Source organism: Asanoa iriomotensis (assembly GCF_016862515.1).
GTDB lineage: Bacteria > Actinomycetota > Actinomycetes > Mycobacteriales > Micromonosporaceae > Asanoa > Asanoa iriomotensis.
Window position 1 is genome coordinate 23,308 of record NZ_BONC01000060.1, and the last position, 26,575, is coordinate 49,882.

Annotated in this window: 30 protein-coding genes and 1 pseudogene; 12 read left to right on the forward strand and 19 right to left on the reverse strand. The window is 72.4% G+C overall.

All coding sequences use genetic code 11. The features are described 5' to 3' along the window. The 6 genes from pstC to Air01nite_RS31170 all read right to left on the reverse strand — a co-directional run bounded on the left by pstC (position 1) and on the right by Air01nite_RS31170 (position 5,434). Complete coding sequence (pstC, locus tag Air01nite_RS31145) at positions 1-1,056, reverse strand: phosphate ABC transporter permease subunit PstC (RefSeq protein WP_203706917.1); 1,056 nt, start codon at positions 1,054-1,056, stop codon at positions 1-3. Beyond that, positions 1,056-1,679 (reverse strand): hypothetical protein, encoded by a 624-nt coding sequence (locus Air01nite_RS31150; protein WP_203706918.1) that lies wholly within the window; start codon positions 1,677-1,679, stop codon positions 1,056-1,058. Before Air01nite_RS31150 ends, pstC begins: the two co-directional genes overlap by 1 nt. 60 nt (positions 1,680-1,739) lie before the next feature. Then, positions 1,740-2,459, reverse strand: a complete 720-nt coding sequence (locus tag Air01nite_RS31155; RefSeq protein ID WP_203706919.1) for a hypothetical protein — start codon at positions 2,457-2,459, stop codon at positions 1,740-1,742. 117 nt (positions 2,460-2,576) lie between these two features. After that, on the reverse strand, positions 2,577-3,806 hold the full coding sequence (locus Air01nite_RS31160) for a CehA/McbA family metallohydrolase (protein ID WP_203706920.1): 1,230 nt from the start codon (positions 3,804-3,806) through the stop codon (positions 2,577-2,579). A gap of 67 nt (positions 3,807-3,873) precedes the next feature. Continuing rightward, on the reverse strand, positions 3,874-5,103 hold the full coding sequence (locus Air01nite_RS31165) for an RNA polymerase sigma factor (RefSeq protein ID WP_203706921.1): 1,230 nt from the start codon (positions 5,101-5,103) through the stop codon (positions 3,874-3,876). A 4-nt stretch (positions 5,104-5,107) separates the two neighbouring features. Beyond that, positions 5,108-5,434, reverse strand: coding sequence for a YciI family protein (locus tag Air01nite_RS31170; protein WP_239091093.1), 327 nt, complete (start codon positions 5,432-5,434; stop codon positions 5,108-5,110). A 105-nt stretch (positions 5,435-5,539) separates the two neighbouring features. Here Air01nite_RS31170 and Air01nite_RS31175 point away from each other — a divergent pair, with 105 nt between their 5' ends. The 3 genes from Air01nite_RS31175 to Air01nite_RS31185 all read left to right on the forward strand — a co-directional run bounded on the left by Air01nite_RS31175 (position 5,540) and on the right by Air01nite_RS31185 (position 7,979). Next, positions 5,540-6,079, forward strand: coding sequence for a dihydrofolate reductase family protein (locus Air01nite_RS31175; protein ID WP_203706922.1), 540 nt, complete (start codon positions 5,540-5,542; stop codon positions 6,077-6,079). Positions 6,080-6,113: 34 nt separating this feature from the next. Continuing rightward, positions 6,114-7,367, forward strand: a complete 1,254-nt coding sequence (locus Air01nite_RS31180) for an MFS transporter (RefSeq protein WP_203706923.1) — start codon at positions 6,114-6,116, stop codon at positions 7,365-7,367. A gap of 150 nt (positions 7,368-7,517) precedes the next feature. Then, a complete protein-coding gene (locus tag Air01nite_RS31185) occupies positions 7,518-7,979 on the forward strand; it encodes a GNAT family N-acetyltransferase (protein WP_203706924.1) in 462 nt (153 codons plus the stop codon). On the opposite strand, the gene Air01nite_RS31190 is transcribed toward Air01nite_RS31185, so the two are convergent. The 3 genes from Air01nite_RS31190 to Air01nite_RS31200 form a co-directional block, all read right to left on the reverse strand. Beyond that, positions 7,980-8,984, reverse strand: a complete 1,005-nt coding sequence (locus tag Air01nite_RS31190) for a COG1361 family protein (protein ID WP_203706925.1) — start codon at positions 8,982-8,984, stop codon at positions 7,980-7,982. Between the two features lie 4 nt (positions 8,985-8,988). Continuing rightward, a complete protein-coding gene (locus Air01nite_RS31195; RefSeq protein ID WP_203706926.1) occupies positions 8,989-9,528 on the reverse strand; it encodes a hypothetical protein in 540 nt (179 codons plus the stop codon). 140 nt (positions 9,529-9,668) lie between these two features. Next, positions 9,669-11,012 (reverse strand): FAD-binding oxidoreductase, encoded by a 1,344-nt coding sequence (locus tag Air01nite_RS31200; RefSeq protein ID WP_203706927.1) that lies wholly within the window; start codon positions 11,010-11,012, stop codon positions 9,669-9,671. A 94-nt stretch (positions 11,013-11,106) separates the two neighbouring features. Here Air01nite_RS31200 and Air01nite_RS31205 point away from each other — a divergent pair, with 94 nt between their 5' ends. Together Air01nite_RS31205 and crcB are read left to right on the forward strand one after the other, a co-directional pair. Continuing rightward, positions 11,107-11,580, forward strand: coding sequence for a fluoride efflux transporter FluC (locus Air01nite_RS31205; RefSeq protein ID WP_203706928.1), 474 nt, complete (start codon positions 11,107-11,109; stop codon positions 11,578-11,580). After that, on the forward strand, positions 11,577-11,942 hold the full coding sequence (gene crcB, locus Air01nite_RS31210) for a fluoride efflux transporter CrcB (RefSeq protein WP_203706929.1): 366 nt from the start codon (positions 11,577-11,579) through the stop codon (positions 11,940-11,942). Before Air01nite_RS31205 ends, crcB begins: the two co-directional genes overlap by 4 nt. Here the strand turns inward: crcB and Air01nite_RS31215 are convergent. Genes Air01nite_RS31215 through Air01nite_RS31250 form a run of 8 tightly spaced genes read right to left on the reverse strand, consistent with a single transcriptional unit; the run spans position 11,859 to position 20,212 of the window. Continuing rightward, positions 11,859-13,085 (reverse strand): MFS transporter, encoded by a 1,227-nt coding sequence (locus Air01nite_RS31215; protein WP_203706930.1) that lies wholly within the window; start codon positions 13,083-13,085, stop codon positions 11,859-11,861. The two genes, crcB and Air01nite_RS31215, sit on opposite strands and share 84 nt — an antisense overlap. Further along, the gene (locus tag Air01nite_RS31220) at positions 13,082-14,251 is read right to left on the reverse strand and encodes a 4-hydroxybenzoate 3-monooxygenase (protein WP_203706931.1); all 1,170 of its coding nucleotides are present in this window, start codon (positions 14,249-14,251) and stop codon (positions 13,082-13,084) included. The genes Air01nite_RS31215 and Air01nite_RS31220 overlap by 4 nt, the downstream gene beginning before the upstream one ends. 2 nt (positions 14,252-14,253) lie before the next feature. Then, positions 14,254-15,375, reverse strand: coding sequence for a 5-methyltetrahydropteroyltriglutamate--homocysteine S-methyltransferase (locus tag Air01nite_RS31225; protein ID WP_203706932.1), 1,122 nt, complete (start codon positions 15,373-15,375; stop codon positions 14,254-14,256). A 26-nt stretch (positions 15,376-15,401) separates the two neighbouring features. Then, positions 15,402-16,859 carry a benzaldehyde dehydrogenase gene (locus tag Air01nite_RS31230; protein WP_203706933.1) on the reverse strand — a complete coding sequence of 486 codons (1,458 nt, stop codon included), beginning with the start codon at positions 16,857-16,859 and terminating at the stop codon, positions 15,402-15,404. Then, entirely contained in the window at positions 16,856-17,647 is a 792-nt protein-coding gene (locus tag Air01nite_RS31235) for an ABC transporter ATP-binding protein (protein ID WP_203706934.1), read from the reverse strand. Before Air01nite_RS31235 ends, Air01nite_RS31230 begins: the two co-directional genes overlap by 4 nt. Next, on the reverse strand, positions 17,647-18,420 hold the full coding sequence (locus Air01nite_RS31240; RefSeq protein ID WP_203706935.1) for an ABC transporter permease: 774 nt from the start codon (positions 18,418-18,420) through the stop codon (positions 17,647-17,649). Before Air01nite_RS31240 ends, Air01nite_RS31235 begins: the two co-directional genes overlap by 1 nt. Then, positions 18,417-19,244 (reverse strand): ABC transporter permease, encoded by an 828-nt coding sequence (locus tag Air01nite_RS31245; RefSeq protein ID WP_203706936.1) that lies wholly within the window; start codon positions 19,242-19,244, stop codon positions 18,417-18,419. Before Air01nite_RS31245 ends, Air01nite_RS31240 begins: the two co-directional genes overlap by 4 nt. Beyond that, positions 19,244-20,212 (reverse strand): ABC transporter substrate-binding protein, encoded by a 969-nt coding sequence (locus tag Air01nite_RS31250; RefSeq protein WP_203706937.1) that lies wholly within the window; start codon positions 20,210-20,212, stop codon positions 19,244-19,246. The genes Air01nite_RS31245 and Air01nite_RS31250 overlap by 1 nt, the downstream gene beginning before the upstream one ends. A gap of 210 nt (positions 20,213-20,422) precedes the next feature. Here Air01nite_RS31250 and Air01nite_RS31255 point away from each other — a divergent pair, with 210 nt between their 5' ends. The 7 genes from Air01nite_RS31255 (at position 20,423) to Air01nite_RS31285 (ending at position 25,629) form a co-directional block, all read left to right on the forward strand. Beyond that, positions 20,423-21,223, forward strand: coding sequence for a CoA transferase subunit A (locus Air01nite_RS31255; RefSeq protein ID WP_203706938.1), 801 nt, complete (start codon positions 20,423-20,425; stop codon positions 21,221-21,223). Positions 21,224-21,296: 73 nt separating this feature from the next. Continuing rightward, on the forward strand, positions 21,297-22,052 hold the full coding sequence (locus Air01nite_RS31260; protein WP_203706939.1) for a CoA-transferase subunit beta: 756 nt from the start codon (positions 21,297-21,299) through the stop codon (positions 22,050-22,052). Beyond that, positions 22,045-22,761: a protocatechuate 3,4-dioxygenase subunit beta gene (pcaH, locus tag Air01nite_RS31265; RefSeq protein ID WP_203706940.1), complete on the forward strand. Its 717-nt coding sequence runs from the start codon at positions 22,045-22,047 to the stop codon at positions 22,759-22,761. Before Air01nite_RS31260 ends, pcaH begins: the two co-directional genes overlap by 8 nt. Next, positions 22,758-23,306, forward strand: coding sequence for a protocatechuate 3,4-dioxygenase subunit alpha (pcaG, locus tag Air01nite_RS31270; protein ID WP_203706941.1), 549 nt, complete (start codon positions 22,758-22,760; stop codon positions 23,304-23,306). The genes pcaH and pcaG overlap by 4 nt, the downstream gene beginning before the upstream one ends. Beyond that, entirely contained in the window at positions 23,281-24,459 is a 1,179-nt protein-coding gene (gene pcaB, locus Air01nite_RS31275; RefSeq protein ID WP_203706942.1) for a 3-carboxy-cis,cis-muconate cycloisomerase, read from the forward strand. The genes pcaG and pcaB overlap by 26 nt, the downstream gene beginning before the upstream one ends. Next, on the forward strand, positions 24,452-24,847 hold the full coding sequence (locus tag Air01nite_RS31280; RefSeq protein ID WP_203706943.1) for a carboxymuconolactone decarboxylase family protein: 396 nt from the start codon (positions 24,452-24,454) through the stop codon (positions 24,845-24,847). Before pcaB ends, Air01nite_RS31280 begins: the two co-directional genes overlap by 8 nt. Continuing rightward, positions 24,844-25,629: an IclR family transcriptional regulator domain-containing protein gene (locus Air01nite_RS31285; protein ID WP_203706944.1), complete on the forward strand. Its 786-nt coding sequence runs from the start codon at positions 24,844-24,846 to the stop codon at positions 25,627-25,629. Before Air01nite_RS31280 ends, Air01nite_RS31285 begins: the two co-directional genes overlap by 4 nt. Here Air01nite_RS31285 and Air01nite_RS31290 read toward each other — a convergent pair. Together Air01nite_RS31290 and Air01nite_RS31295 are read right to left on the reverse strand one after the other, a co-directional pair. Further along, positions 25,626-26,381, reverse strand: coding sequence for an SDR family NAD(P)-dependent oxidoreductase (locus Air01nite_RS31290; protein ID WP_203706945.1), 756 nt, complete (start codon positions 26,379-26,381; stop codon positions 25,626-25,628). The genes Air01nite_RS31285 and Air01nite_RS31290 overlap by 4 nt on opposite strands. Then, positions 26,382-26,575 (reverse strand): annotated as a pseudogene (locus tag Air01nite_RS31295) (transcriptional regulator); the annotation flags it as partial.

Genomic DNA, 26,575 nt, shown 5'->3' on the forward strand with positions numbered 1-26,575 from the left:
CTATGCCTCGCTCGACGCGCCCGACCGGCTGCGGCTGATGATCACGCCGGCGAGCATGTTGACCACCAACGTCATGCCGAACAGCACGAGGCCGGCACCCATCAGCGCGGCCACGCCGAGCTCGGTGGACTCCTGGTAGCGCGATGCGATCAACGACGAGATCGACCCGCCGCCGTTCTGCAGGATGTGCGGCTGTATGACGAAGCCGATCGAGATGATCAGGACGACGCCGATCGTCTCGCCGAGTGCCCGGCCCAGGCCGAGCATGGTGGCGCCGATCATGCCACCCCGGCCGAACGGGAAGACGACCGAGCGGATCATGCCCCACTTCGTGGCGCCCAGCGCGTACGCGCCCTCCCGCTCGCCGGGCGGCGCCTGCGCGAACACCTCGCGCATCACCGACGCGATGATCGGGGTGACCATCATCGCCACGACGATCCCGGCGATGAACGTCGAGGACGTCAGCCGGCTGGCGCTGGCCTCCGGGTCGCGCGGCTGGTACTCGTCGACCGCGAACAGCGGGATCCAGCCGAAGTACGTGGTGAGCCAGCGCGGCAGGCCCTCACCCTGGTTGCCGACGACCAGCAGGTGCGGCTGCAGGAGGAAGAAGCCCCAGATGCCGTAGACCACGCTCGGCACGGCGGCCATGAGGTCGACCAGGTTCACCAGGACCGGTGCGATCCGGCGCGGCGCGTACTCGGAGATGTAGAGCGCGGCCCCGATCGCCAGCGGCAGCGCGATCGTGATCGCCACGAGCGCGATCAGGATCGTGCCGACCAGCACGCCGGCCACGCCGAAGTGGTTGCCCTCGGTGTCCCAGTCCTGTGTGGTCAGAAAGCCCCAGCCGGCGCGGCGCACCGCGGGCCAGGCCTGGACGCTCAGGAAGATGCCGACCAGCAGCATGATGACCAGCACCATCGAGCCGGCCACCCGAGCCACGGTGCGGAACACGTGGTCGCTGGCCAGCAGCCTGGTGCGCACCGCGCGCGGTCGGTCCGCCGGCCCGTCCGGAGTGGACGGTGTGACGGTCGCGCGCGGTTCGTCGACGAGCACCATCAGCCGGCCAGCCCGCCACGTAGTCGCTCGCCCCGGCGCCAGCCGACCGACGGCTCGACCCGCGCGCGCCCGCGCCGAGCACTGCGCGTGCCGGCCACGATGTCGGCCGTCGGCAGCGCCTCCAGGAACTTGGTCAGGTTGTAGGCGCATTCCCGGGTACGCAGGTACGAGCGGCTGGAGGCCGCCACGGGCGCGCCGTCGAGCTCGATCCGCCAGGTCCACTGCCCGGTGCGCTCGACGGTGGTCTCGACCGGCACGACCCGGTGCGCGTTCGCCTTGATGTGCTCCACCGAACTCCGGCATTCGGCATAGGCCTCGTGATACGTCGTGCCGCGGCCCAACGGTCGGTTGTTCGGCGAAACAAGCATCCACAGGATCCCTTCGACCGGCGCCCGATCGGCGTCGGTCGCATTGCCCTCCGGCATAGGCAGGGCCAGAAAGACGAATCGGGAACGCTGCACTGTCGGTCCCTCCTGTGTTCCGCGTGCGTCGTCGCACGCCAGCCGCGTCTCCCCGCTCGGCGAGCTGGTGGCTCGCGACGCGACCGGCATCAGATTCCGCAGGGACCATGACTCCGCGCGACGACTCGTGCGCACGCCAGACATGCGGGAGATGAACAGCACGTATTGACGTATCCACCGTTCAGCTATCGACCTGCGCCAGTGGGATGAACGTGCCCGGATTCAGCGGGATTTGCCGGGGCTACGGCGGGTCAACAGGAAAACCAGTCCGAATACGCAAAGAACACCGACGAGTCCGGCGATCCACCACGCGTTGCCGAAGGAGGCTTTGCCGGTGCGGTTGTTCGCGGCGAGCCGGGCGTCGAGCTCGGCCTGGTCGGCGCCGCTGACGTCGGGCGGGCCGGAGCTCGCGCCGGCCGACGGCGGCTGCCCGGAGGCGCTCGGCGAGGCCCCGCCGGCGGACGGGTCCGCGGGGGCGCCGGCGGGGCGGCCGGTGCGCCAGCGGGCGCCGGAGACCGTGATCGGGGTGACGAACCGCTCCGGGTGCATCCCCTGGGCCACGCTGTAGCACTCGACCACGACCTGCCACTCGCCGTCGGTCGGCCGCACGTTGCCCAGCGCCATGGCGAACGACCGGTTCGGCTTGGCGGTCACGGCCTTCGTGTCGTAGCCGCCGTCCCGCAGCGGCGTGGCCACGTTGGCGTACGGGCCGCCGACCGGGCCGATCCGGACCGCCGCGTCGGAGCCGTACCCGGCCGGGCAGGGCGCGCTCGCGGCGGCGGAGGCGAAGATCGGGTTCGTGTCGACCGAGCCGGAGGTCTGCGACAGCCGCACCTGGCCGAGCGGCGCCGCCAAGGCCGGCGCGGGCAGGGCGAGGGCGGTGACGGCAAGTGTGCCGGCGGCCGCCACGGCGGCCGCGATGCGGCGAAGGTGTCGGTTCACACCGCCGGTCTAGTCAGCGCCGACGACCGCCGGCGATCGGGCCGGCGCGCGCCAGACGGCGCGGAGGTGAACAGGACGGAGCGCCTGCCAGCAAGAGGCGGGCGCTCCAGGTGACGGTCAGGGCTGGAGCCACCACGGGCTCGAGTAGGCCACGCCGAAGTCGTTGCACGGGTGGCCGGCCGGGCCGGGCGACGGGTTGGGCCGGCTCGGGTCGGAGACCCGCAGCACGACCCAGTTGCCGTCGGCCACGTTCAGCGGCACGGTGAACGTGGCGACGGAGCCGGCGGTCGTCTCGATCACGTCGACCACCCGCGGCGCCCGGGTGTCGGGGCGCAGCACCTGGATGTGCAGCGGCTTGCCGACCCACTCCGGGCCACGGTCGAGGTCGACCTGGAACTGCACGGCGCCCGAGGTGATGCCGAGGACTCCGCCCATCCGGATACCGCCGGCGGTGGCGTCGAGGCGGAAGCCGCTCTCCCGGGTGGCGAAGAAGCGCCGGGCCCGCATGGCGGCCAGCACCTCGTTGCGGGTGTTGCCGGTGACCCACAGGCCGGCCCGGCCCAGGCCCTCCTGGAAGCCCCAGTTGGTGCCGTGCTCGTCGGTGACGCCGATCAGCCCGGTGCGCCAACCCGCGTTGAGACAGGCGACCAGCGGCGAGGAGCCGGTGCTGGACCAGCCGTCGAACAGGTAGTCGTCGCCGCGGTTGAAGATCTCCATGCTGACCATCTGCTCGCGGGCGCCGCTGTTGAAGCTGAAGTTGTCGAAGCGCAGGATCTCGCGGCCCGGGTGGTTGAAGCCGGCGACGCCGCCGCGCCCGGCCAGCCAACCGAAGAACCGGCTCATGCTGCTCGCGCCGGCCAGGTCGACGAAGTCGTTGGTGAACCAGACGTTGGCGTGGCCGAGCAGCGGGTGGGTCCACTCGAAGCCGCGCAGCGCGGTGTAGCTGCCCGGCACGTTGGCGGCGTCGGCCAGCGCGCCGGCCCGGTTCCACTCGGACCGACTCAGCCCCTCGATCGCGAAGAGCGTGGCGTGGTCGGTGAGGGCGGCGACGTCGAGGCCGGCGTCGCGCATCGAGCCGAAGACGAGGTCGGGGTTGCCGTCGCCGTCGGACATCAGGCTGTGGTTGTGCAGGTCGCCGTGCACCAGCGTGGTGCCCTGGGTGATCCGGGAGGCCCGGTCCGCGCCGGCGGCGAGGCCGGGCGCGACCTGGACCCGTGCGGCCTGTGCGGCGCCGGGCGCGGCACCGAGCAGGATCAGGCCGCCCGCGCCGGCCAGCAGGCCGCGCCGGCTCAGGTTGCCGTGGTCGTCGTGTCCGTGGGTGTGGTGGTGTCCGTGGTGTCCGCTCACGGATCCCAGTCGACCCGACCATCCACAACGCGTCGATACATGTAGATGTCTTGGTGGCGAACTCCGGCTACATCGCAGCGCGGGCGAGGAGCACGTCGCGCTCCTTGGCGTTGCGGGCCAGCGTGGCGGCGCGGGCGAACTCGGCCCGGGCCTCCGCGTCGCGGCCGAGGCGCCGCAGCAGGTCACCGCGGACGGCCGGGAGCAGGTGGTAGTCGCGCAGCTCGCCGTCGAGCCCGTCGACGATCGCCAGCCCGCGCTCGGGGCCGAACGCCATCGCCACGGCGACCGCGCGGTTGAGCTCGACCACGGGCGTCGGGGTCTGGCGGACCAGGAGCTCGTAGAGGCCGGCGATCTGCACCCAGTCGGTGTCGTCGGGGTCGCCCGCCCGCGCGTGGGTGGCGGCGATCGCGGCCTGCAGCACGTAGGGCCCGGGCGCTTCGGTGGAGCGCTGTGCGTTGAGCAGGGCGGCGAAACCGCTGCGGATCAGCTCCCGGTCCCACCGGTCGCGGTCCTGCTCGAGCAGCGGCACCGGCTCGCCGCCGGGACCGAGCCGCGCGGCCATCCGCGAGGCGTGCAGCTCCATCAGGGCGACCAGACCGTGCACCTCGGGCTCGTCGGGGGCCAGCCCGGCCAGCATCCGGCCGAGCCGGACGGCCTCCATGGCCAGGGCAGGCCGCATCCAGTCGTCGCCCGCCGTCGCGGCGTACCCCTCATTGAAGATCAGATAAATGGTTTCGAGGACGGCGGCCAGCCGCGCCGTGCGTTCCTCGGGCGGCGGCACCTCGAACGGGATCTTGCGGTCGCCGAGGGTGCGCTTGGCGCGGGAGATCCGCTGCCCGATCGTCGGCTCGGGCACGAGGAACGCGCGGGCGATCTCGGCGGTGGTCAGGCCACCGATCATCCGGAGTGTGAGCGCGACGCTGGCCTCGCGGGACAGCGCGGGATGACAGGCGATGAAGATCAGCCGGAGTACGTCGTCGCCGATGTCGGTCTCGTCGGGGATGTCGTCGACGTGGTGCTGCTGCTGCTCGGCGGCGCGGCCCAGCTCGGCCAGGTTGGCACGCAGCCGGTCGTCGCGGCGCAGCCGGTCGATCGCCCGGTGCTTGGCGGTGAGCATCAGCCAACCGCCGGGGTTGGCCGGCACGCCTTTGCCGGGCCACTCCTCGAGCGCGGCGAGCAGGGCATCCTGGGCCAGGTCTTCGGCGAGCCCGACGTCGCGGACGAGCCGGGTCAGGGCGGCGACGATCCGCGCGGACTCGTCCTTCCAGACCGCCGCGACGGTGGCCCGCGGGTCCATCGGGCTACTCCGGGCCGTAGACCTGGCGCAGGTCGCCCTCGCCGTCGCCCTGGATGGCGAAGAACCGCCGGCTGAGCGCGATGGCCTCGTCCTTGGACCCGACGTCGACCAGCGCGAAGCTGATGATCGTCTCCTTGGTCTCGGGAAAGGGCCCGTCGACCACGGTCACCTTGCCGTTCCGGGCGCTGACATGGGTGCCGTCCATGGCGAGCCCGCCGGTGGCGATCAGGATGCCGGCCTTGGACATCTCTTCGACGAACTTGCCCATCTCGGCGTAAAGCTCCTGGTCGGGCGGCCGGACGGGAGCGTTGAGCGTCATCAGGTAGCGCACCTGAGAAATCTAGCCGAGGGGTGTGTCGAAATCCGCCCGGCCCGTTCGCGGCACAGGTGTGGAGGCGGACAGGCCGCCGCCCGGTGGTGTCGAGGAGGCACGGAAATGCGCACGATCACGGTGGGTCAGTTCATCTCCCTGGACGGCGTGGTGGAGTCGCCGGAGAAGTGGCACATGCCGTACGTGGACCAGGAGATGATGTCCGCCATCTTTTCCGACCCGGCGGACACGCTCCTGCTGGGCCGGGTGACCTACGAGAGCTTCGCGGGCGCGTTCGCCAACCTGGCGGACGACGACCCGATCGGCGGCCCGATGAACCGGCCGGAGAAGGTCGTGGTCTCCCGCAGCCTGTCGTCGTTGGCCTGGCGCAACTCCCGCCTGCTGCCGGACGGCGACGTGGCGACGCGGGTGGCGGACCTCAAGGCGGGCCCGGGCGGCCCGATCTCGGTGACCGGCAGCACCACCCTGGTCCGCACGCTGTTGCGCGCGGGCCTGATCGACCGCCTGAGCCTCCTGATCCACCCGATCGTCGTGGGCGCGGGCACCCGCCTCTTCGAGGACGACGGTCCCCAGGTCCGCCTGACGCTCGAGAAGTGCGACGTGTTCGCCTCGGGGGTGACGCACCAGACCTACAAAGTGGGCTGAGGCCGGCAGCGGTGTCCGCTAAGGTCCGTGGCCGATGCGTGCATTGCTTGCTGATCGACCGTTCGCACTGTTGTTCACCGCCCGCACGATCTCCGTGCTGGGCACCGGCTTCGGCCGGGTCGCCCTCGCCTTCGCGGTGTTGGCGCTGCCCGGCGCGTCGCCGACGAAGCTCTCCGTCGTACTCGCCTGCCAGGCCCTCCCCCAGCTCGTGCTGATCCTGGCCGGCGGCGTGATCGGCGACCGGTTCCCGCGCCGCCGCGTGCTGCTGGCCGCCGAACTCTTCGCCGGCGTCGCCTGGACGGGCCTGGCCCTGATGTTCCTCACCGGCCAGGCGCCGCTCACGGCGGTCTGCGTGTTCGCGGCACTGGCCGGGGTCGCCAGTGCCGCGTTCCTGCCGGCGTACGACGGCGTCGTGCCCGACCTGGTGCCGCCCGAGCGCCGCCAGGACGCCAACGGGCTGCTCCGGATCGGCTTCAACCTCGGGCTGATCCTCGGCCTGTCGCTGGCCGGCACGACGGTGGCGCTGTTCGGCGCGGGCTGGGCGGTCACGCTCAACGCCGCGTCGTTCTTCGTGTCCGCGGCGTTGATCGCCGGCATCCGCCGCACCGGGTCCGCCGCGCCGCGCCCGCCGGCCTCCGTCTGGTCGGAACTGCGCCGCGGCTGGCGCGAGTTCTCCTCGCGCCAATGGCTGTGGGCGGTCGTGGCGCAGTACGCGTTCGTGGTGGCGGCGATCAACGCCTACGTCGGTGTGTTCGGCCCGCTGCTCACGGTCGAGGGCCTCGGCGGCGCCCAGGCCTGGTCGGCGATCACGGCGGCCCAGGCGGCGGGCACGTTCCTGGGCGTCGGCATCGCGGTCCGCATCCACCCGCGCCGCCCGGTGCTGGTCGCGGCCCTGGTGACGGCGGTGGCCGCGCTGCCGATGGCCCTGCTGGCGGCCGCGACCCCGCTCCCGGTGGTGGTGGCCGCCGCGTTCCTAGCCGGCGTCGCCGGCGACATCTTCGGCGTCCTGTGGTCGACCACCATGCAGCGCGAGGTGCCGGCCGAGGCCCTGTCCCGGGTCAGCTCCTGGGACCTGTTGGGTTCGCTCTCCTTCGCGCCGCTCGGCCTGCTGGTCGCCGGGCCGATCGCGGGCCTGACCGGCACACCGGCGGCCCTGTGGGGCTGCGCCGCCCTGGTCGTGCTGGCAACCGCGGGCGCGGCACTCGCCCCGGGCGTCCGCGGCCTGCGCGCTCCAGCCCACCAACCGGTGCAACGCGAAACGGCCCGAGAACAGGCCGAAATCTCCTGACGACCCTCAGCGATCCCGGATGTTGGCGCGCCGCGTTACCGGCGCGAACCATCCGCGGCGGCCGGCGTCAGCCCCGTGGGCGTGCCGGCGCAGTCCGCGGGTTGGCAATCCGAGTGGCGGCCGGCGGTGAGGTGGGGCATTCTGCTCGCCATGGTGGATCTTCGCGTGTTGGCCGAGGACGATTGGAAGCTCTGGCGCGAGTTGCGGCTGGCCGCGCTCGCGGAGGCGCCCTACGCGTTCGGGTCCACGCTCGCCGGCTGGCAGGACGCCGTGGAGGAGCAGTGGCGTCAGCGGTTGCGCATCCCGGGGGCGCGCGACCTGGTCGCCTTTCTCGGCGACCAACCCGTCGGCATGGCCAGCGGCGTGCCCACCGGCGACGGTGCGGTCGAGGTCATCTCCGTCTGGGTGAGCCCGGCCGGGCGCGGTCGCGGTGTCGGTGACGCCCTGCTCGACGGCATCGTGCGCTGGGCCGCCGAGTCCGGGGCGTCCGCGGTGCGGCTCTCGGTCAAGGCCGACAACGCCGCCGCGACGAAGCTCTACGAGCGCGCCGGGTTCGTCCATGTCGGACCGAACCCGGCGGATCCCGACGAGGTGCTGATGGAGCGCGCCTGATCAGCGGTGCCGCGGTCGGTAGCGGGTGCCGTCGACGTCCCGCGCCGACATCCGGCGGCGGCGCACCAGCACCAGGAGAGCCAGAGCCGCGACCAGCACCGCCCCGATGATCGGGCCGACCCAGGTCCACCAGTTCTCGACCACCTTGGCGACCATGCTCAGGCCCGGCGCCGCGATGACCACCGCGAAGTCGCGCTGGTGCTTGACCGTGCCGCTGGCCAGCGACAGGTCCAGCCGCCACTCGCCGTCCGGCAGCTTCGCGTCCAGGGCCGCCACCACGATCCCGCTCGCGCCCGGTGCGAGGGTCGCCGCGGTGGCCAACCGGTAGGGGCCCGCCCGCATGTTGCCCGGCCCGGACGAGAGGTTGAGCGTGCCGCTGATGTCCAGGGCCCGCTCGCCCGTGTTGCGCACCAGCGCCGAGATCCGCGGCACCCCGTCCGCCCCCCGGGCAGCGGTGACCTCGCCGATGTCGAAGCTGGAGACCGGCTCGCCACCGGGACCGACGCTGAGATAGACCCGGATCCCGGCCCGCCGGACCGCACCGATGTTGCCGTGCTTGTCGGGCGCGGCCCGCGTCTCGGCCCAGAGCACCGCGTACCGCTCGCCCCGCGACGCCTGCTTCGGCACCGTGATCGTCGCCTCGACCTCCAGGCTCTCGCCCGGGCCCAGGGTGCCCTTGGACGTGGACAGCGTCGTCCACGACGTCAGTTCGTTGCCCTCGCGTTCGCTGCCGAACGCGAACTCGTTGTCCCGGATGTCGGCCGCACCGGGATAGATCTCGAACTCCCGGGTCTCGTCCGTGCGGTTGACCACCTCGAAGTGCCGGCTGATCCGCGTGCCGGGCGACAGGTGGTCCACGATGTACATGTGCGCCCGCGGGTCGTCGCGGCGTGCCACGGGCGCTTCGAGCAGCCGGATGCCCACCTGGTTGTCGTCCGCGGCGGCCGAGGACGACGGAACGACGACCGCGGCCACGAGGGCCGCGATCGCCACTGCCAGGTGCAACCGGTCACGCCACCGAATGGGTCACCGTTCCCGAGTACGTGCCGGCCACCGCGGCCGCGGGCACGGCAATCGAGAGGGTCGGGTTCCAGGTGGCCGAGTTGGAGCCGACCGCCGTGGCGGTGTAGGCGGTGCGCGGTGCGCCGAGGGTGCCGGGAACGCCCGTCACCGGCACCGGCACGCCCGTGGTCGCGGTCGGCGTGCCAGCGGTGTACGTCGCGTCGACAGCCGGGATCGTCTCGGCCGCGGTCCCACCGCCGGTCGTGTAGGCGGTCGACGAGACGGTGGCGGTCCACGTGGCCGCGAGCAGACCGCGCTGGTCGGTGACCGTCACGGGGCCGATCGACCCGCTGACCGTGCCGCCGGAGACGCCGGTGCCGAGGTTGACGGTGACCGGCGCGGTGATGCCCAGGCCGGCGGCGGTGATCTGGAAGGTGATGCCGGTCGTGGCGGTCGGGCTCGGTGCGACCGCCACAGCGGGCGCGGCGCCGATCGCCATCACGGCAGCGACCGCCGCGATGGATGCCATGGTGACGCGTTTGCGCATGGAGCTACTCCTCACGAATCACGCCCGGCACGGGCGTCACGATGGAAGCTGCTCAATCACCATAAGAAACGCGCATATCACTAAACCGATGATTCACCAAAAAACCCCAGGTCACAGGCCACCGACCAGCAAGATCAAGATCACGCGGGCTTGGCGAACACACCGTCGGGGTCGTAGCGCCAACGGACCTCGCCCAGCCGGGTGTTGGCGCCCTCGCTCCACATGGTCGCCAACCGCTCGGCCGTCACCGGCAGCCCCATCAGGTTGGGGTTGCAGTCGGTGCGCACCCAGCGGGCCACCGCCTCGCGCGCGTCCCACGCCGTGTCGGGCAGGACCTTGTCGAACAGGTCGGGCCGCAAGCCGATCATCCCGAACGAGAAGCTGCCCGCCCGGCCCGCGACCGCCGAGCCACCCTCGACGTCGCGCGCCACCGCGCCGCCCAGGTGTCGCAGCTCCGCCACGACGAACGGCGACTCGACAGCGGGACCGAAGAAAGACAGGAACGTGGTGGCGAAGTCCTGGTCGATCGGGTCGAGCAACATGCCGTAGAGCTGGCTCGCGGCCGGCTCGGTCGGGTCGTTGTGGATCTTCGCGATCTGGCCCGCCGGCAGCTCGCCGAGCAGGTCGAGGTAGACCGGCGCGGCCGCGCGCAACGGTGCGGCCAGCCGCGCACCCTCGTCGACCGGGCCCGGGTAGGCGAACCGCACCGTCAGCAGCGTGCGCCCGCGCAGCGCCTCGGGAATCGCTTCGAACGGCGGCATCCGGATGATCGCAGCGCTGGTGGTGACCTGGTCGTCGGCGCCGGCCGTGTAGTCGACCCACGCCCGCAGCGCCGGCTCGATGTCGGCCCCGTCGAAGAACAGCGCACCGCCGTAGAGCTGCCGCAGCGGGACCAGGCGGATCACCATCTCGGTGACGATGCCGAGGCCCCACTTGCCGCCGCGCAGCGCCCAGAACAGGTCAGGGTGGTCGGTGCGGCTGGCCGAGACGATCTCGCCGGCCCCGGTGACCACCGTGAAGCTCTCGACGTAGTCGGACGCGGCGCCGTGGCTGCGCGCCAGCGGGCCCACGCCGCCGCCGGTCACCAGGCCGACGACGCCCACGGTGGACGCGGCGCCGGCGATCGGCAGCAGCCCGTGCTCGGCCGCGGCGGCCACCACGGCACCCCAGCGCTGGCCGGCGCCGACGGTGGCGGTGCGGGTCGCCGGATCGACGGTCAGCCGGTCGAGCCGCTTGGTGCTGATCATGAGCCCCGAGGTGATCGAGGACTCGGCACCGTGGCCGGTGCTCTGGACGGTGACGTGCAGGCCGTGGTCGCCGGCGTAGCGGACGGCGGCGGCGACGTCGGCCGCGGACGTCGCGCCGACCACGAGCTGTGGCGTGTGCGTGGCGGCCAGGTTGAAGGCGGAGACCTCGTCGGCGTAGCCCTCGTCGTAAGGGGCCAGCACCGGGCCCGATACCTGAGCCGACAGGGTGGAAGTCATGGCGCTCCTCCGTTGGCGGGTGTGTGTCCTGTCCGTTCTATCCGCCGGGTGCGACATTCCCACTACCATCGTGACCGGCGGCGGGGGGAGAGTCATGAGGTTTACAGAGCCCGAGCCGGGGCTGCCCACCGACTCCGACATCGACCTCGAAATCCCCAGCCAGCGCACCGAAACACACTGGCCGGTGATAGGAGCGATCTCCGCGGGCGGAGTGCTCGGCGCCCTGGCGCGCTACGGCATCAGCCAGGCCTGGCCCACGCCGACCGGCGGTTTCCCCTGGGCCACGTTCGTGATCAACGTCACCGGCAGCCTGCTGATCGGCGCGCTGATGGTGGTCGTCACCGACATCTTCACCCGGCAGCGCCTGCTCCGCCCGTTCCTCGGCGTCGGCGTCCTCGGCGGTTACACCACCTTCAGCACGTACGCGGTGGAGATCCGGAACCTGATCGCGGCCGGCGCGCCCGGCATGGCCGCGTTCTACCTGGTGACCACGTTGGCCGCCGCGTGCGTGGCGGTGTTCGTCGGCATGACCGCCGCCCGCGCCGTGACCTGGCTGGTCACCGCGTGACCCTGCTGTTCGTCGCCATCGGCGCCGCGCTCGGCGCGCCGGCCCGCTACCTCACCGACCGCGCGATCCAGCGCCTGCACAGCGGCCACTTCCCGTTCGGCACGCTCACCGTCAACGTCGCGGGCAGCCTCGTCCTGGGCCTCGTGGCCGGGGGCACGACCACCACCACGGGGGTGTACGCCCTGGTCGGCACCGGTTTCTGCGGCGCGCTGACCACCTACTCGACGTTCGGCTACGAGACCGTGCGCCTGCTCGAACAGGATGCGCCGCGGCGCGCCCTAGCCAACGCGGTCGTGAGCATCGCCGCTGGTCTCGGCGCGGCCGCGGCCGGTGTCGCCATCGGCGCCGCGCTCTGGCAGTGACCGGGCGGCCGCCACCCCGAACACGAGCGTCACGAGACCGAGCAGGACCAGCGCGAGGTACGGCAACCGGAAGCCGCCGGTCACGTCGTGCAGGAATCCCACGCCGACCGGGCCGGCCGAGGCCAGCAGGTACCCGACGAAGAACGCCATCCCGGACGCCTTCGGCGTGTCCGCCGGTGTCGGCGCGATCTGGCCCACGACGGTCAACGCGAGCGAGAAGTTCGCGCCGACCCCGATGCCGAGCAGCCCCACCCACAGCTCCGGCGCGCTGCGCGGCGCGACCGCGATCAGCCCGAGACATCCGACGGCGATCACCAGGGCGGCCACGATCGCGGGCAGCGGATCCCGGCGGGCCAGTGCCGGCGCGACGAGCGCGGACACTACCTGCGTGGCGCTGAACAGCGCGAGCAGGCCGCCGGCCCGCGCGGGCGACCAGCCCAACTCGGTGTAGCGCGCGGCCAACCAGGCCAGCGGCGCGTAGTACAGCAGCGACTGCCCGCCCATGTAGAGCGTGACCAGCCACGCGGTCCGGTCCCGCCACGGCGACCACCCGCTCGGGGCGGTCATGGCCGCACCCGGAGCGCGACCCGCCGGCCGCGCGGACAACCACACCACCAGCGCCAAAGCGGCCGGCACGGCCCAGACCGCCAACGCCGCCTGCCAGGAGCCGAGCAGCGCGCGCAGCGGCTCCGTGCCGCCGGCGCTGATCAGCGCGCCCGAGATCAGCGCCGTCGTGTAGAGCCCGGTGACCGGACCGACCCGCTCGGGAAACCGGGCCCGGACCAGCGCCGGCATCAGCGCCCCACCGACCGCGATCGCCACACCGGCCAGCACGGTCGCGCCGTAGAGCAGGCTCACCCCACCGAACGGCCGCACCGCCGTCGCGACGGTCAGCAGGGCCAGCGCGAGCGCCATCGTCCGCCCGGTGCCCCACCGCGCCGCCGCCCATGCCGCGGCCGGCGCGAAGAGCCCCATGCAGACCACGGGCACCGACGTGAGCACCCCGGCGGCCGAGGCGGACAGCCCGAGCGACCCGCGCACCGCGTCGACGATCGGCGGCACGGACGCGATGGCCGGGCGGAGGTTGACGGCGGCGAGCAGCACGGCCACGAGCCAGGCGGCCGTGGACCAGCGGAACCTCACGGGAACGGGAAGCCGACGTAGTTCTCGGCCAGCGACGTCGCCGCCGCCCGCGACGAGGTGACGTAGCGCAGTTGCGCGAGCTGCAGCGCCAGGTCGAACGGGTCGTCCCCGGTCGGGTGCAGCATCGACGTCATCCACCAGGAGAAGTGCTGAACCCGCCAGACCCGTTGCAAACACGTCGACGAGTACGCGTCGAGCCCGGCCGAATCCCCTGTCGCGTAGAAGGACGACAGCGCGTCGGCGAGCACCTTCACGTCGGCCACGGCCAGGTTGAGCCCCTTGGCACCGGTCGGCGGCACGATGTGCGCCGCGTCCCCGGCCAGGAACAGCCGCCCGTACCGCATCGGCGACACGACGAAGCTACGCATCGCCGCGACCGAGCGTTCCAGGATGGGGCCGTCGGCCAACGACCACGTTGATTCGGACCGGTCGAGACGTGCCCGCAGCTCGCTCCAGATGCGCTCGTCGGGCCAGAGCGACAGGTCCTCGTCGGGCCGCACCTGGAGATACATCCGGGTCACGGTCGGGGAGCGCATGCTGTGCAGCGCGAAACCCCGGGAGCTGTGCGCGTAGATCAGCTCCTCGGACGACGGCGGCGCCTGCGCGAGGATCCCCAGCCAGGCGTGCGGGTAGTCACGCTGGTAGACGCGAAGCACCGACGGCGGGATCGACGCCCGCGAAACGCCGTGGAACCCGTCGCATCCCGCGATCACGTCGCACCGCAGCACCTGAGGCACACCCGAGGAATCCACATAGGATACGACCGGCGCGGAGTCGAGAGACGAGAGCGCGACCGACGACACCGAGAAGTGCAACGGCCCGTCCCAGGCCGCGATCAGGTCCTTCACCACCTCGTGCTGCCCGTAGATGGAGATCTCGTGCCCGGCCAGCTCGGTCAGCGGGATCCGATGCGCTGACCGCTCGAACAGCAGCTCGATGCCGTGGTGCACCATCCGCTCGCGGTGCAGCCGGTCGGCCAGCCCCAGCGAGGTCAGCAGGTCGACCGTGCCGTGCTCAAGGACACCGGCCCGGATCCGTGCTTCCACATAGGACCGGGACTGCCGCTCCAGCACCACACAGTCGATCCCGCGTTGCCGGAGCAGGTGGGCGAGCACCAGGCCGGCCGGCCCGGCCCCGATGATGCCCACCTGCGTCCGCGTCTCCACGGTCAGCCCCACACCTCGTCGGCGGTCTCGACGATCAGGCGCAGCTTGGCCACCTCGTCGTCGTAGCTGAGTACGTTGCCCTCGACCGTCGACGAGAAACCGCACTGCGGCGAGAGGCAGAGCTGCTCGAGCGGCACATATTTCGCCGCCTCGTCGATGCGCCGCTTCAGCGCGTCCTTGGACTCCAGCTCGCCCCGCTTGGTGGTGACCAGACCAAGAACGACCATCTTCCCCGGGGGTACGAACCGCAGGGGCGCGAAGCCGCCGGAGCGCTCGTCGTCGAACTCCAGGAAGAACCCGTCGACCGCGAGCTCGGAGAAGAGCGCCTCGGCGACGAAGTCGTAGCCGCCCTCGGCCGCCCACGACGACCGGAAGTTGCCCCGGCACATGTGTGTCGTCACCGAAAGCCCCGCCGGCCGGTCCTGGATCGCCGCGTTGATCTGCTTGATGTAGCGCAGGTGCTGGTGCTCGGCGTCGTCACCCCGCTCGTCGAGCTGCCGCCGCTGTTCGGGGTCGTTCAGGTAGGCCAGACTGGTGTCGTCGAGCTGGAGATAACGACAGCCGAGCGACGCGACCGCCGCGACCTGTGCCGCGTACGCCGCCGACAGGTCGGCCCAGAACTGCTCCTCGTCGGGATAGACGGCCGGATCGATGGACGCCTTGCCACCCCGGTAATGCACCATGCTCGGCGACGGGATCGTCAGCTTCGCGGTCACATCAGAGTCCACGGTGGACGAGAGGAAGGCGAAGTCCGGGCCGAAGATGGTCTTCTCCAGCCGGACCGGCCCGTCCACGGCCAGCGCCGCCGACGTGAAGTCGAGGTCGCCCTCCTTGTTGTGGAAGTGCACCCGGATCTTCTCGTCGGTGCTGTGTATGCCGCCGAGCTGGTAGATGAAGTCCATGTGCCACGACGTGCGCCGGAACTCGCCGTCGGTGGCCGACCGCAGCCCGACGTCGCGCTGCATCCGCACCACCTCGCGGATCGCGTCGTCCTCCACGGCTCGCAGCTCGTCGGCCGAGATCGTGCCCGCGGCCCGGTCGGCACGCGCCTTCAGCAGCCGTTCCGGGCGCAGCAGGCTGCCCACATGGTCGGCCCGGAACGGCGGCGTGTCGCGCAACGTCATCTCTCGCACCTCACTCGGAGAAAGGATCAGAACGGGTAAGCCGGGATGTCACCGCGCAGCGTGATCCATCGCTGCTCGGTGAACGCGTCGAGGTTGCCGGCGCCGCCGAACCGCGCGCCGGTGCCGGAGTCGAGGACCCCGCCGAACGGGGCCACCGCCTCGTCGTTGACGGTCTGGTCGTTGATGTGCACGATGCCGCTCGGGATCCGCTCGGCGAGGGCGAGGCCGCGCATGGCGTCGCCGGTCAGGATGCTCAGCGACAGGCCATAGCTGGAGTCGGCGGCCAACGCCACGGCCTCGTCGTCCGAGGAGAACCGCACCACGGGAGCGACCGGGCCGAACACCTCCTCCGCGTACGCCGGCATGTCCGTGCGCACCTCGTCGAGCACCGTCGGCCGGTAGAACAGCCCCTCGTGCTTGCCGCCCGCCGCGAGCCGCGCGCCCGCGTCGACGGTCGCGGTGACGAGCGCGTGCACCTTGTCGCGCTGCCCCTCGTCGACCAGCGGCCCGAGCGCCACCTGACCGGTGAACGGGTCGCCGACCGGCAGGTGGTCGGCGTGCTCGGCGAGCGCCGCGACGTAGTCGTCGGCGATCCGCTCGTGCACCAGGTGCCGCCCGGCGGTCATGCAGATCTGCCCCTGGTGCAGGAACGAACCCCAGGCGCCGGCGGAGACCGCCCGCTCCAGGTCGGCGTCGTCGAGCACGACCAGCGCCGAGTTGCCGCCCAGCTCCAGGTGCACCCGCTTGAGGTGGCGGGCGGCCAGCTCGGCGACCCGCCGGCCGGTCGCGCTGGAGCCGGTGAACGAGACCGCCCGGATCGCGGGTTCGGTGACCAGCGCGGAGCCGGCTTCGGCACCGCCGGGCAGCACGTGCAGCAGCCCCGCTGGCAGGCCGGCCTCGGCGAACACCCGGGCGATCGCGAAACCACCGCTGACCGGGGTACGCAGGTCGGGCTTGAGCACGACGGCGTTGCCCAGCGCCAGCGCGGGTGCCACCGAGCGGATCGACAGGATCAGCGGCACGTTGAACGGCGAGATCACCCCGACCACGCCGACCGGGACCCGCTTGAGCAGGCTCAGCCGCGGCTGGTTGCTCTGCAGGATCTCGCCGGCCGGCCGGTGTGCCAGCCCCGCCGCCTCGTAACACTCCTGTGTGGCCACACCGACCGCGAAGTCGCCGAGCCCCGGCACCGCGCCGGTCTCGCGGACGACCCAGTCCCGCAGCTCCGCCGCGTTGGCCTCGATCAGCGCGCCGGCCCGCCGCAGCACCGCCGCGCGCTCCTCGAACGAGGTCGCCGCCCAGGCCCGCTGTGCCGCGCCGGCGGCAGCCGCCGAAGCCGCCACGTCGCCGGGGGAAGCCACGCCGGTGCGGCCCAGCGCCGCGCCGGTCGCCTTCTCGACGATCTCCGTGGCCCCGCCTGCCGGCGTGACCCAGTCCCCCGTGAACACCTTGCCGTCCCACACCTGTGGGTCGAAGAACGTCATGCCGATGCTCCTTCCGCAGCCGGTGCGCGCTTTACCTGCTGAATGCGGGCGTAGACCTGACCGCGCAGCTCCGTGAACCGCGGGTCGGACCGGGTGGCGAGCTGGTCCCGCTCGGCGGGCAGGTCGATGGCCAGGTCCTCGGCCACCGTCGTGGGCGACGCGGACAGCACGATCACCCGCTGGCCGAGGTAGACGGCCTCGTCGATGTCGTGCGTGACGAACAGCAGCGTCACGCCCAGCCGCTGCCAGACCGACCGCACCAGGTCTTCGAGGTCCGCGCGGGTCTGCGCGTCGACGGCCGCGAACGGCTCGTCCATCAGCAGCACCTTGGGTTGGTAGGCGATGGCCCGCGCGATCGCGACCCGCTGCTGCATGCCGCCGGAGAGCTGCCAGGGGTACGCGTTGTCGACATCGGACAGTCCGACCGCCTCGAGCGCCTCGGAGGCGAGCTCGCGGCGTTGCGCCCGGCCCATCCCCTGCGCCTTCAACGGCAGCTCGACGTTGGCGCGCACCCGCAGCCACGGGAACAGGCTCCGGCCGTACTCCTGGAACACCACCGCGAGGTCCGGCGGCGGCGCCGTGACCGGCGTGCCGCGCACCGTGACCTCCCCGGAGGTGGCCGGCAGCAGGCCGGCGAGCACCCGCAGGAGGGTGGTCTTGCCACAGCCGGACGGTCCGACCACGCAGGCGAACTGTCCTTCAGGGACGGTGAACGTGAGGTCCCCGACCGCGGTCACCCGCCGCCCGTGCCCGTCGTACACCTTGTGCAGGTTCTTGACCTCAAGCATCAGAACTCCCGTTGTCCCGCGCGCTGGCCGTGGTACCAGCCGAGCAGCGAGCGCTCGGCGACTCTGAACAGCAGGGAGAGCACGATGCCGATCAGCCCGAGCAGGAGCACGCCGCTCCACATCTCGGGGATCTGGAATCCCCGCTGGAACTGGAGGACCGTGAAACCGAGGCCCTCGTTGGCGGCCATGATCTCGCTGATCACCATCAGGATGATGGCCAGCGGCAGGGCCTGCCGGGCGCCGGTGACGATCTGCGGGCTGGCGGCGCGCAGCACCAGGTGGCGCAGGCGGAGCAGCCCCGTGACGCGGTAGGTGCGGCAGGTGTCGCTGAGCACCTCGTCGCGGCCGCGGACACCTTCGATGGTGTTGAGCAGCACCGGCCAGACGCAGCCGAAGACGATCACGAGGATCTTGGTGCGGTCGCCGATGCCGGAGAGCAGGATCGCCGCCGGCACCAGCACGGGCGGCGGGAACGCGCGCAGGAACTCGAGCACGGGCTCCAGGAGCGCGCGCACCGAGCCGTAGGTGCCGATCAGCACGCCCAGCGCGACACCGACCACGACCGCGATGAGGTAGCCGGCGAGCAGGCGCCAGAGCGACGGGAACACCTGCTCCTGGAACATCTCCCAGGTCCAGGTGCGGCCGAAGGCGTCCACGATGGTCGACAGCGACGGCCAGTAGAAGTCCTGGCTGCCGGCCGACCCGAACCACCAGGCCGCGACCAGCACGACCGGCAGGCCGAGCGCGAGCAGCACGCGCCGGAGGAACCTCATCGCACGCCCACCCCCTCGACCGTCTCGGCCCGCGTGGCCGGGTGCCAGGCCAGCACCCGGCGCTCGACCTGCCGGATGAGGACGTTGATCAGGACGCCGAGGATGCCGGTGACGACGATCAGCGCGTACACGATGCGCACCGCGTTGCTCTGCTGTGCGTTGTCGATCTCCTTGCCCAGGCCGGGCGAGCCGATCACCAGCTCGCCGGTGATGGTCAGGATCAGCGCGACGGCGGCAGCCAGGCGCAGACCGGTCATCACGTACGGCAGCGCGCTCGGCCAGATCACGTAGCGCACGGTCCCCCAGGGCCCGAGCCGGAACGAGCGGGCCGTGTCGCGGGCGACCGGGTCGACGTCGACGACGCCGTGCACGACCTGGATCAGCATCTGCCAGAAGGCCGCGTAGACGACCAGCACCAGGGTCGACCGGACGGTCGGCCCGTAGAGCACGATCACGAGCGGGATCAGCGCGACCGACGGGATCGGCCGCAGGAACTCGACGGTCGTCGCGGTCGCGGCGCGCAGGACGGGCAACGATCCCAGCAGCACGCCGACGACGGTGCCGGCGACCACGGCGATCAACAGCCCGTTGGCCCAGGTGAGCAGGGTCCGCAGCAGCGCCGTCCAGAACGACGGCTGGCCGAGCTGCTCGCCGAGGGTGACCAGGATCTGGCTGGTGGGCGGCGCGAAGTCGATCGGCACGATGCCGACCCGCGGCGCCACCTCGAGCACCAGCGCGAATCCGAGAAGGCCGAGCACGCCCAGGGTGACCGACCGGAACCGCCGGCCGGTCACCCGGGACGTGCGCGCCGCGACGGCGACCATCAGGGAAGCAACCCCGCGACGTCCGGCTTCTCCTTGAGCAGGCCGTCGGCGACGGCGGCGTCGGCCAGGGCGTTCACCGCGTCAGTGTTGATCTCGGTCGGCCACTTGGGCAGCACCATCTTTTCCCGCACCGGCTCCTCGATCTTGGTGTAGGTGCCGATGATGTCGCGCACCTCGGCGCTGTTCGCGTCCGCGTACGCCAGCGACTCCTTCATCGCCTCGGTGAAGCGGGCGACCAGGTCGGGGTTCTCGCCGGCCAGCTTGGTCGAGGTGAAGTACATCGCGACGGTCAGGTTCGGCGCCGCGTCGACGTAGCTGGAAGCGATCTTGCGCATGCCGGCGGCCACCGCGGCCTGCTGGAACGGCTCGACCACGAAGATCGCGTCGACCCGGCCCGCCTGCAGCGCGCCCACCTGCTCCGGGAACGGCAACTCGGTGAACTTGACCTGGCTCGGGTCGCCGCCGTCCTTCTTCACCGAGGCGCGCACGCTGGTGTCCACGATGTTCTTCAGCGTGTTGGCCGCGACCGTCTTGCCCACGAGGTCCTTGGGCGACTGGATCGGGCTGTCCGGCTTGACGTAGAGGCCCGCGAAGTCGTCGGCGACACCGGTCGAGTTGTTGCCGTTGCACACCACCTTGAGCGGCGCGTTCTGCGACTTGGCCAGCAGCAGCGAGACCGCGTTGCTGAAACCGAACTGGTATTGACCCGAGAGCACGGCCGGCACGATCGCGGCGCCGCCCTGCGCGGTGGTCAGGGTCAGGTCGATGTTGCGCTTGCTGAAGAAGCCCTTTTCCTTGCCGAGGTAGATCGGCGCGACGTCGAGGATCGCGATGACCCCGGCGTTCACCTTGTCGGGCTGGGTGGCACCGCCGGACTGGCCGGCGCTGGGTTGTTCGGACGAGTCACCGCAGGCGGCCGTGGCCAACAGCGCCACCGCGGTGAAGAGGGCGAGCAGGGGGCGTCGCATCGGAACTCCATCCGCTGAGGGGTGACGGAGAAGAGACGGGTGTTCGGATAGCGCACAGATGTACACCGGGAAACCTAGAACCGGGCAACACCGGAAGTCAATGCTTGTCATTGTTGACGCGCAAAGCGCGCCAGTGTTGACGCGCGAAGCGTGCGGTTCCTAGGCTGGCCGTTGAACGATTGTTCGTATAGCGCACAGAGCGGGAGCCGCATGGCCGAACTCGTCAGCCTCGCCGAGGGTGTGGCGGAGCTGGTCCACGACGGGGACACGGTCGCGTTGGAGGGCTTCACCCACCTCATCCCGGTCGCCGCCGGGCAGGAGATCATCCGGCAGGGGCGGCGCGGGCTCACGCTCGTCCGGATGACGCCTGACATCGTCTACGACCAGCTCATCGGTGCGGGTTGCGCGGCAAGGCTGGTGTTCTCGTGGGGCGGCAACCCGGGCGTCGGTTCGCTGCACCGGTTCCGTGACGCGGTCGAGAACGCCTGGCCCGGGCCGATCGAGATCGAGGAGCACAGCCACGCCGGCATGGCCAACCGCTACGTGGCCGGCGCGTCGGGGCTGCCGTTCGCGGTGCTGCGCGGCTACGTCGGCACCGACATCGCCAAGCACACCACCACGGTCTCCACGGTCACCTGCCCGTTCACCGGCGAGGTGCTCACCGCGGTCGCCGCGCTCAACCCGGACGTCGCCGTGATCCACGCACAGCGCGCCGACCGCCGTGGCAACGTGCAGATGTGGGGGATCACCGGCGTGCAGAAGGAGGCGGTGCTGGCCGCCCGCCGCTCGCTGGTCACCGTCGAGGAGATCGTCGACGAGCTCGACCCCCGGCCCGACGCCGTGGTGCTGCCCGGCTGGGTGGTCAGCGCGGTCGCGCACGTGCCGCGCGGTGCGCACCCGTCCTACGCGCAGGGCTACTACGACCGCGACAACGACTACTACCAGGCCTGGGACCCGATCAGCCGCGACCGCGAAGCGTTCGCGAAGTGGCTCGACGAGGTGACGGCATGACCGAGCCTTGGCGAGGGCATCATCAGCTCAGACCGCCCGGGCAGGGCGGGTCACCACGGAGTGGGGACCCGTCATGACCTGGGACGCCGACGAGATCATGACGGTCACCGCGGCCCGGTCGCTGGCCGGCCGCACCTCGTGCTTCGTGGGCATCGGCCTGCCGAGCACCGCGGCCAACCTCGCCCGCCGCACCAGCAACCCCGACCTGGCGCTGATCTACGAGTCGGGCGCCATCGGCGCGAAGCCGACCGTGCTGCCACTGTCCATCGGCGACGGTGAGCTCGGCGAGACCGCCGACGCGGTGGTCAGCGTGCCGGAGATCTTCAACTACTGGTTGCAGCCCGGCCGGGTCGACGTCGGGTTCCTGGGCGCGGCACAGGTCGACCGGCTCGGCAACATCAACACCACGGTGATCGGCGACTACGCCGCGCCGGCGGTGCGGCTGCCGGGCGCCGGTGGCGCACCGGAGATCGCCGCCTCCTGCCGCGAGACGATCGTGATCGTCCGGCACCGGCCGCGGATCCTGGTCGACCGCCTCGCGTTCGTCACCTCGCTCGGCTTCGGCGACGGCCCCGGCCATCGGGCCGCGCTCGGCCTGCGCGGCCGCGGCCCGATCCGGCTGATCACCGACCTGGGCGTCCTCGAACCCGACCCCGAGACCTGCGAGCTGACCCTCGCGAGCATCCACCCCGGCGTGACCGTCGACGAGGTGCGCGCGGCCACCGGCTGGCCGCTGGCCGTGCGCGCCGATCTGGCGGTCACCGCACCACCCACCCCCGCGGAACTGACAGCGCTGCGGTCACTGACGAGAGGAGGCAGCGTTGCCTGACTGGAAGCCACCGGCGCCCTACCGGAGCCACGCGGAAGCCGACCAACCCCCACTGGCCGCGCCGGGCTACGGCTCGACCCGGCTGCGCAGCCCGCACCACCCGCTGCTGGTGCTGCCGCAGGGGCTGACCGAGCTGACCGGTCCGGCGCTCGGCGAGCGCGACTTCGGCGCCCTCGACAACGACCTGACCCGCCAGCACGACGGCGAGCCGCAGGGCGAGCGGATCGAGGTGTTCGGTCGCGTGCTCGACGGCGACGGCCGGCCGGTCCGGGACACGCTGGTGGAGATCTGGCAGACCAACGCGGCCGGACGCTACAACCACGTCGGCGACCAGCACCCGGCGCCGCTGGACCCGAACTTCACCGGTGCGGGCCGGACGATGACCGACAGCGACGGTCGCTACCGGTTCATGACCATCAAGCCGGGCGCGTACCCGTGGCGAAACCACCCCAACGCCTGGCGGCCCGCGCACATCCACTTCTCGCTGTTCGGCCGGGCGTTCACCCAGCGCCTGGTCACGCAGATGTATTTCCCGAACGACCCGCTCTTCGGCCAGGACCCGATCTTCAACTCGGTCCGCGACGACGCGGCCCGCCAGCGCATGGTCGCCGCGTTCGACCTCGACGCCACGACGCCCGAATGGTCGCTCGCCTACCGGTGGGACATCGTGCTGCGCGGCCGCGACGCGACCCCGATGGAGGACTCATGACTACTCCGTCGCAGACCGTCGGGCCGTTCTTCGCGCTCGGGTTGCCGTTCGCGGGTGGCCCGCTCGCCGTCGCCGACGGCACGCCCGGCGCGTTCTGGCTGCGCGGCGTCGTCCTCGACGGTGCCGGCGACCCGGTGCCGGACGCGCTGATCGAGACCTGGCAGGCCGACCCGGACGGTCGGTTCGACCACCCCGACGACCCGCGCGGCGCGGTCGCCACGCCCGGGTTCCGCGGCTTCGCCCGCTGCCCGACCGACCCGCAGGGCCGGTACGCGATCCGCACGGTGCGCCCCGGCCCGGTGCCCGGCCCCGACGGCGTGCTCCAGGCGCCGCACATCGACGTCTCGGTGCTCGCCCGCGGGCTGCTCGACCGGGTCGTCACCCGGATCTACTTCCCCGACGCGGCGGCCAACGCCGGCGACCCCGTGCTGGCCACGGTCGACCCGATCCGCCGGCAGACGCTGATCGCGAAGGAGACCGACGACGGGTACGCGTTCGACATCACCTTGCAGGGCGACCATGAGACCGTCTTCTTCACCTTCTGACGGTCTGTTCGCGGGCATCCTCGCCCGCGGCCCGGTGCCGGCCGCGGTGGCCGACGACGCCTGGCTGCGGGCGATGCTCGACACCGAGGCGGCACTGGCCGCCGCCTCGGCCGAGGCCGGCGTGATCCCGGCCGACGCCGGCGCGGCGATCGTCGCCGCCTGCGCCGCACTGGCACCCGACCCGGCCGCGCTGGGCCGCGCGGCCGCCGCGCACGCCACCCCGGTCGTCCCCCTCGTGGCGGCGATCCGGGACGCCGTCCCCGAGGCCGCCCGGGCACACGTGCACACCGGCGCCACCAGCCAGGACGTGCTCGACACGGCAACCATGCTGGTGACCCGGCGGGCACTGGCCGCCCTGCTGTCCGATGTGGAGGGAGCAGCCGCCGCCGCCGCCGATCTGGCCAAGGCACACCGGGACACCCCGATGGCCGGCCGGACCCTGCTGCAGCAGGCCGTGCCGACCACCTTCGGGCTGACGGCGGCGGGCTGGCTGGCAGGGCTCGACGCGGCGGCGACCGACCTGCACTCGTTTGCGCCCACCGCACAGCTCGGCGGCGCCGCCGGCACGCTGGCCGGGCTCGGGCCGGCCGGTCCCGCGGTGCTAGCCGGGTTCGCCGCCCGGCTCGGCCTGGCCGCGCCCGAGCTGCCGTGGCACACCGAACGCAGCCGGATCGGCCGGCTCGCGGGCGCGCTCGGCGTCACGGCCGGCGCGCTCGGCAAGCCGGCACGCGACGTGACGCTGCTTGCTCAGAGCGAGGTCGGCGAGGTCGAGGAGGGCGCGCCGGGCGGCTCCAGCGCGATGCCGCACAAGCACAACCCGGTGGCCGCCGTCAGCACGCTGGCCGCCACCGCACAGGCGCCCGGCCTGGTGGCCACCCTGCTGGCCAGCGCGGTGCAGGAGCACCAGCGGGGCGCGGGCAGTTGGCAGGCCGAGTGGCAGCCCCTGCGGTCGCTGCTGGTCGCGGTGGGCTCTGCGGCGGCCTGGTCGCGGGCCTGCCTGGGAGGCTTGGTCGTGCACGCCGATGTGATGCGCGCCAACCTCGATCGGGCCGGCTTGCGCTCCGAGCGCGGCGCCACCGACCCTGTGGGCAGCGCCGGCCACTTCGTCGACCGCGCCCTGGCCTACCATTCCGCCCGGAGGGACGATGGCTGACGACGGTGTCCACGCGCGCCGCGGTGCCGACGTGCGCCGCGCCGTGCTCGGTGACGCCCACGTCGACCGCGCCGCCGCGGCCGCGACCGCGTTCAGCGCGCCCTGGCAGGAGCACGTGACGGAGCACGCCTGGGGTGCGGTCTGGACCCGGCCGGAGCTCGACCGGCGCACCCGCTGCCTGGTCACGATCGCCCTGCTGGCCAGCCAGCACGCCGCGACCGAGCTGGCGATGCACGTCCGGGCCGCGATCGGCCAGGGCGTCACGCCGACGGAGATCCGCGAGGTGCTGCTGCACACGGCGGTCTACGCCGGCGCACCGGCCGCGAACACCGCGTTCGCGACCGCACAGCGGGTGCTTTCCGAGCTCGGCATCGAGGAGGCGTCGTGACGACCGTGCGCTCGGCGGACTTCGTCCAGTCGCTGGAACGCGGGCTCGCGGTGATTCGCGCGTTCGACCGCTCGCACCCCGAGCTGACGCTCAGCGAGGTCGCCGCGGCCACCGGCGTCACCCGGGCCGCCGCGCGCCGGTTCCTGCTGACCCTGATGGACCTCGGCTACGTGCGCAGCGACGGCCGGTTCTTCTCGCTGAGCCCGCGGGTGCTGGAGCTCGGCTACGCGTACCTGTCGAGCCTGTCCCTGCCCGAGGTCGCCGAGGTGCATCTCGAGGCGCTGGTCGCCGAGGTCAACGAGTCGTCGTCGGTGTCGGTCCTGGACGGCCCGGACGTCGTCTACGTGGCCCGCGTGCCCACCTCGCGGATCATGCGGGTGGCGATCAACGTCGGGACCCGCTTCCCCGCGTACGCGACGTCGATGGGCCGGGTCCTGCTGGCCGGCCTGCCCGACGACGAGCTGGCCGCCTACCTCGACAGCGTGTCCATCGACCGGCTGACCGGCCGCACGATCGGCGGCGTCGCCGCGCTGCGCACCGAGCTGCAACGGGTACGCGCACAGGGCTGGTCGCTGGTCGACCAGGAGCTGGAGGAGGGCCTGCGCGCGGTGGCGGCCCCGATCCGCGACCGCGCGGGCCGCACGGTGGCGGCGGTCAACGTCTCAACCGCCGCCAGCCGCACGACCCTGGAAGCGATCCGCCGCGACCTCGTGCCGCCACTGCTCGCCACCGCCGCCCGCATCTCGGCGGACCTGCCCGCCGCCGCCCGGCGCGTCTCCTAGTCGACCACGCCGCCGACCGTCAGGTTGAGCTTCGTGGCCGTCAGCGCCCGGGCCCAGTCGGACGCGGCGAACACCGCGGCGTTGGCGACGTCGTCCAACGTGGCCGCGCGGCCGAGCATGGTCGGCTCGACCAGCCCGCGCGCGATCTCTGCGCGCGTCTCCTCGGGCATGTCCTCGGGCAGCGACTCCGGCACCCCGCCGGTCTGCAGCGTGAGCACCCGGATGCCGTGCCCGCCCAGCTCGCGGGCCAGCACCCGGCGCAGCACCTCGACCGCGCCGAGGGAGACCTGCAGGCCGCCGAGCGCGGCCTGCGGCGGCCCGTCGCCGCCGAAGGTCAGCACCACGCCGGAGCCCTGCCGGACCATGTGCGGCGCGGCAGCCTTCGTGGACAGCCAGAACGCCCGCAGCCGGCTGGTCACGTCGCGCTCCAGGTCGGCGTAGTCCATCTCGACCACGGGCGTGCCGAACGCGTGCGGGTGGCCGATCGCGTTGAACGAGACGTCGAGGCTGCCGAACCGCTCGGCGACCGCGGCCGCGTGCGCGTCGACCGCCGCCTCGTCGAACGCGTCGAACGCGGCGACCTCGGCCGCACCGCCGGCCGACCGGATGTCCCCGGCGACCTTGTCCAAGGCCGCCGGCGTGCGGCCGACCAGGTGCACGGTTGCTCCCGCGCGACCGAAGCCGCGGGCCACCGCGCCGCCGATGGCGCCGGCGGCGCCGTACACGATGGTGTTCTTCCCTTGCAGCATCATTCAGGTCTCCTCCGTGTCCGACAGTTCGGCCAGCACCTCGCCCAGCCGGTCGTAGCGCTGCTCCCAGTGCTCCCGGTAGAACTCCAGCCAGCTCGTCGCGGCCCGCAGCGGCGCGGCTTCGAGGTGGCTCAGGCGCATCGTCGCTTTGCGGCTCCGCGAGATCAGGCCGGCCTGTTCCAGCACCTTGAGGTGCC

Excerpts from the sequence above, each read along its gene's own strand:
- pstC (WP_203706917.1), bottom strand. The coding sequence starts at position 1,056 with ATGGTGCTCGTCGACGAACCGCGCGCGACCGTCACACCGTCCACTCCG.
- Air01nite_RS31165 (WP_203706921.1), bottom strand. The coding sequence starts at position 5,103 with ATGGACCCGCGGGCCACCGTCGCGGCGGTCTGGAAGGACGAGTCCGCG.
- Air01nite_RS31175 (WP_203706922.1), top strand. The coding sequence starts at position 5,540 with ATGCGCACGATCACGGTGGGTCAGTTCATCTCCCTGGACGGCGTGGTG.
- Air01nite_RS31180 (WP_203706923.1), top strand. The coding sequence starts at position 6,114 with ATGCGTGCATTGCTTGCTGATCGACCGTTCGCACTGTTGTTCACCGCC.
- Air01nite_RS31185 (WP_203706924.1), top strand. The coding sequence starts at position 7,518 with ATGGTGGATCTTCGCGTGTTGGCCGAGGACGATTGGAAGCTCTGGCGC.
- Air01nite_RS31195 (WP_203706926.1), bottom strand. The coding sequence starts at position 9,528 with ATGCGCAAACGCGTCACCATGGCATCCATCGCGGCGGTCGCTGCCGTG.
- Air01nite_RS31200 (WP_203706927.1), bottom strand. The coding sequence starts at position 11,012 with ATGACTTCCACCCTGTCGGCTCAGGTATCGGGCCCGGTGCTGGCCCCT.
- Air01nite_RS31205 (WP_203706928.1), top strand. The coding sequence starts at position 11,107 with ATGAGGTTTACAGAGCCCGAGCCGGGGCTGCCCACCGACTCCGACATC.
- Air01nite_RS31225 (WP_203706932.1), bottom strand. The coding sequence starts at position 15,375 with ATGACGTTGCGCGACACGCCGCCGTTCCGGGCCGACCATGTGGGCAGC.
- Air01nite_RS31230 (WP_203706933.1), bottom strand. The coding sequence starts at position 16,859 with ATGACGTTCTTCGACCCACAGGTGTGGGACGGCAAGGTGTTCACGGGG.
- Air01nite_RS31235 (WP_203706934.1), bottom strand. The coding sequence starts at position 17,647 with ATGCTTGAGGTCAAGAACCTGCACAAGGTGTACGACGGGCACGGGCGG.
- Air01nite_RS31240 (WP_203706935.1), bottom strand. The coding sequence starts at position 18,420 with ATGAGGTTCCTCCGGCGCGTGCTGCTCGCGCTCGGCCTGCCGGTCGTG.
- Air01nite_RS31245 (WP_203706936.1), bottom strand. The coding sequence starts at position 19,244 with ATGGTCGCCGTCGCGGCGCGCACGTCCCGGGTGACCGGCCGGCGGTTC.
- Air01nite_RS31250 (WP_203706937.1), bottom strand. The coding sequence starts at position 20,212 with ATGCGACGCCCCCTGCTCGCCCTCTTCACCGCGGTGGCGCTGTTGGCC.
- Air01nite_RS31255 (WP_203706938.1), top strand. The coding sequence starts at position 20,423 with ATGGCCGAACTCGTCAGCCTCGCCGAGGGTGTGGCGGAGCTGGTCCAC.
- Air01nite_RS31260 (WP_203706939.1), top strand. The coding sequence starts at position 21,297 with ATGACCTGGGACGCCGACGAGATCATGACGGTCACCGCGGCCCGGTCG.
- pcaG (WP_203706941.1), top strand. The coding sequence starts at position 22,758 with ATGACTACTCCGTCGCAGACCGTCGGGCCGTTCTTCGCGCTCGGGTTG.
- pcaB (WP_203706942.1), top strand. The coding sequence starts at position 23,281 with ATGAGACCGTCTTCTTCACCTTCTGACGGTCTGTTCGCGGGCATCCTC.
- Air01nite_RS31280 (WP_203706943.1), top strand. The coding sequence starts at position 24,452 with ATGGCTGACGACGGTGTCCACGCGCGCCGCGGTGCCGACGTGCGCCGC.
- Air01nite_RS31290 (WP_203706945.1), bottom strand. The coding sequence starts at position 26,381 with ATGATGCTGCAAGGGAAGAACACCATCGTGTACGGCGCCGCCGGCGCC.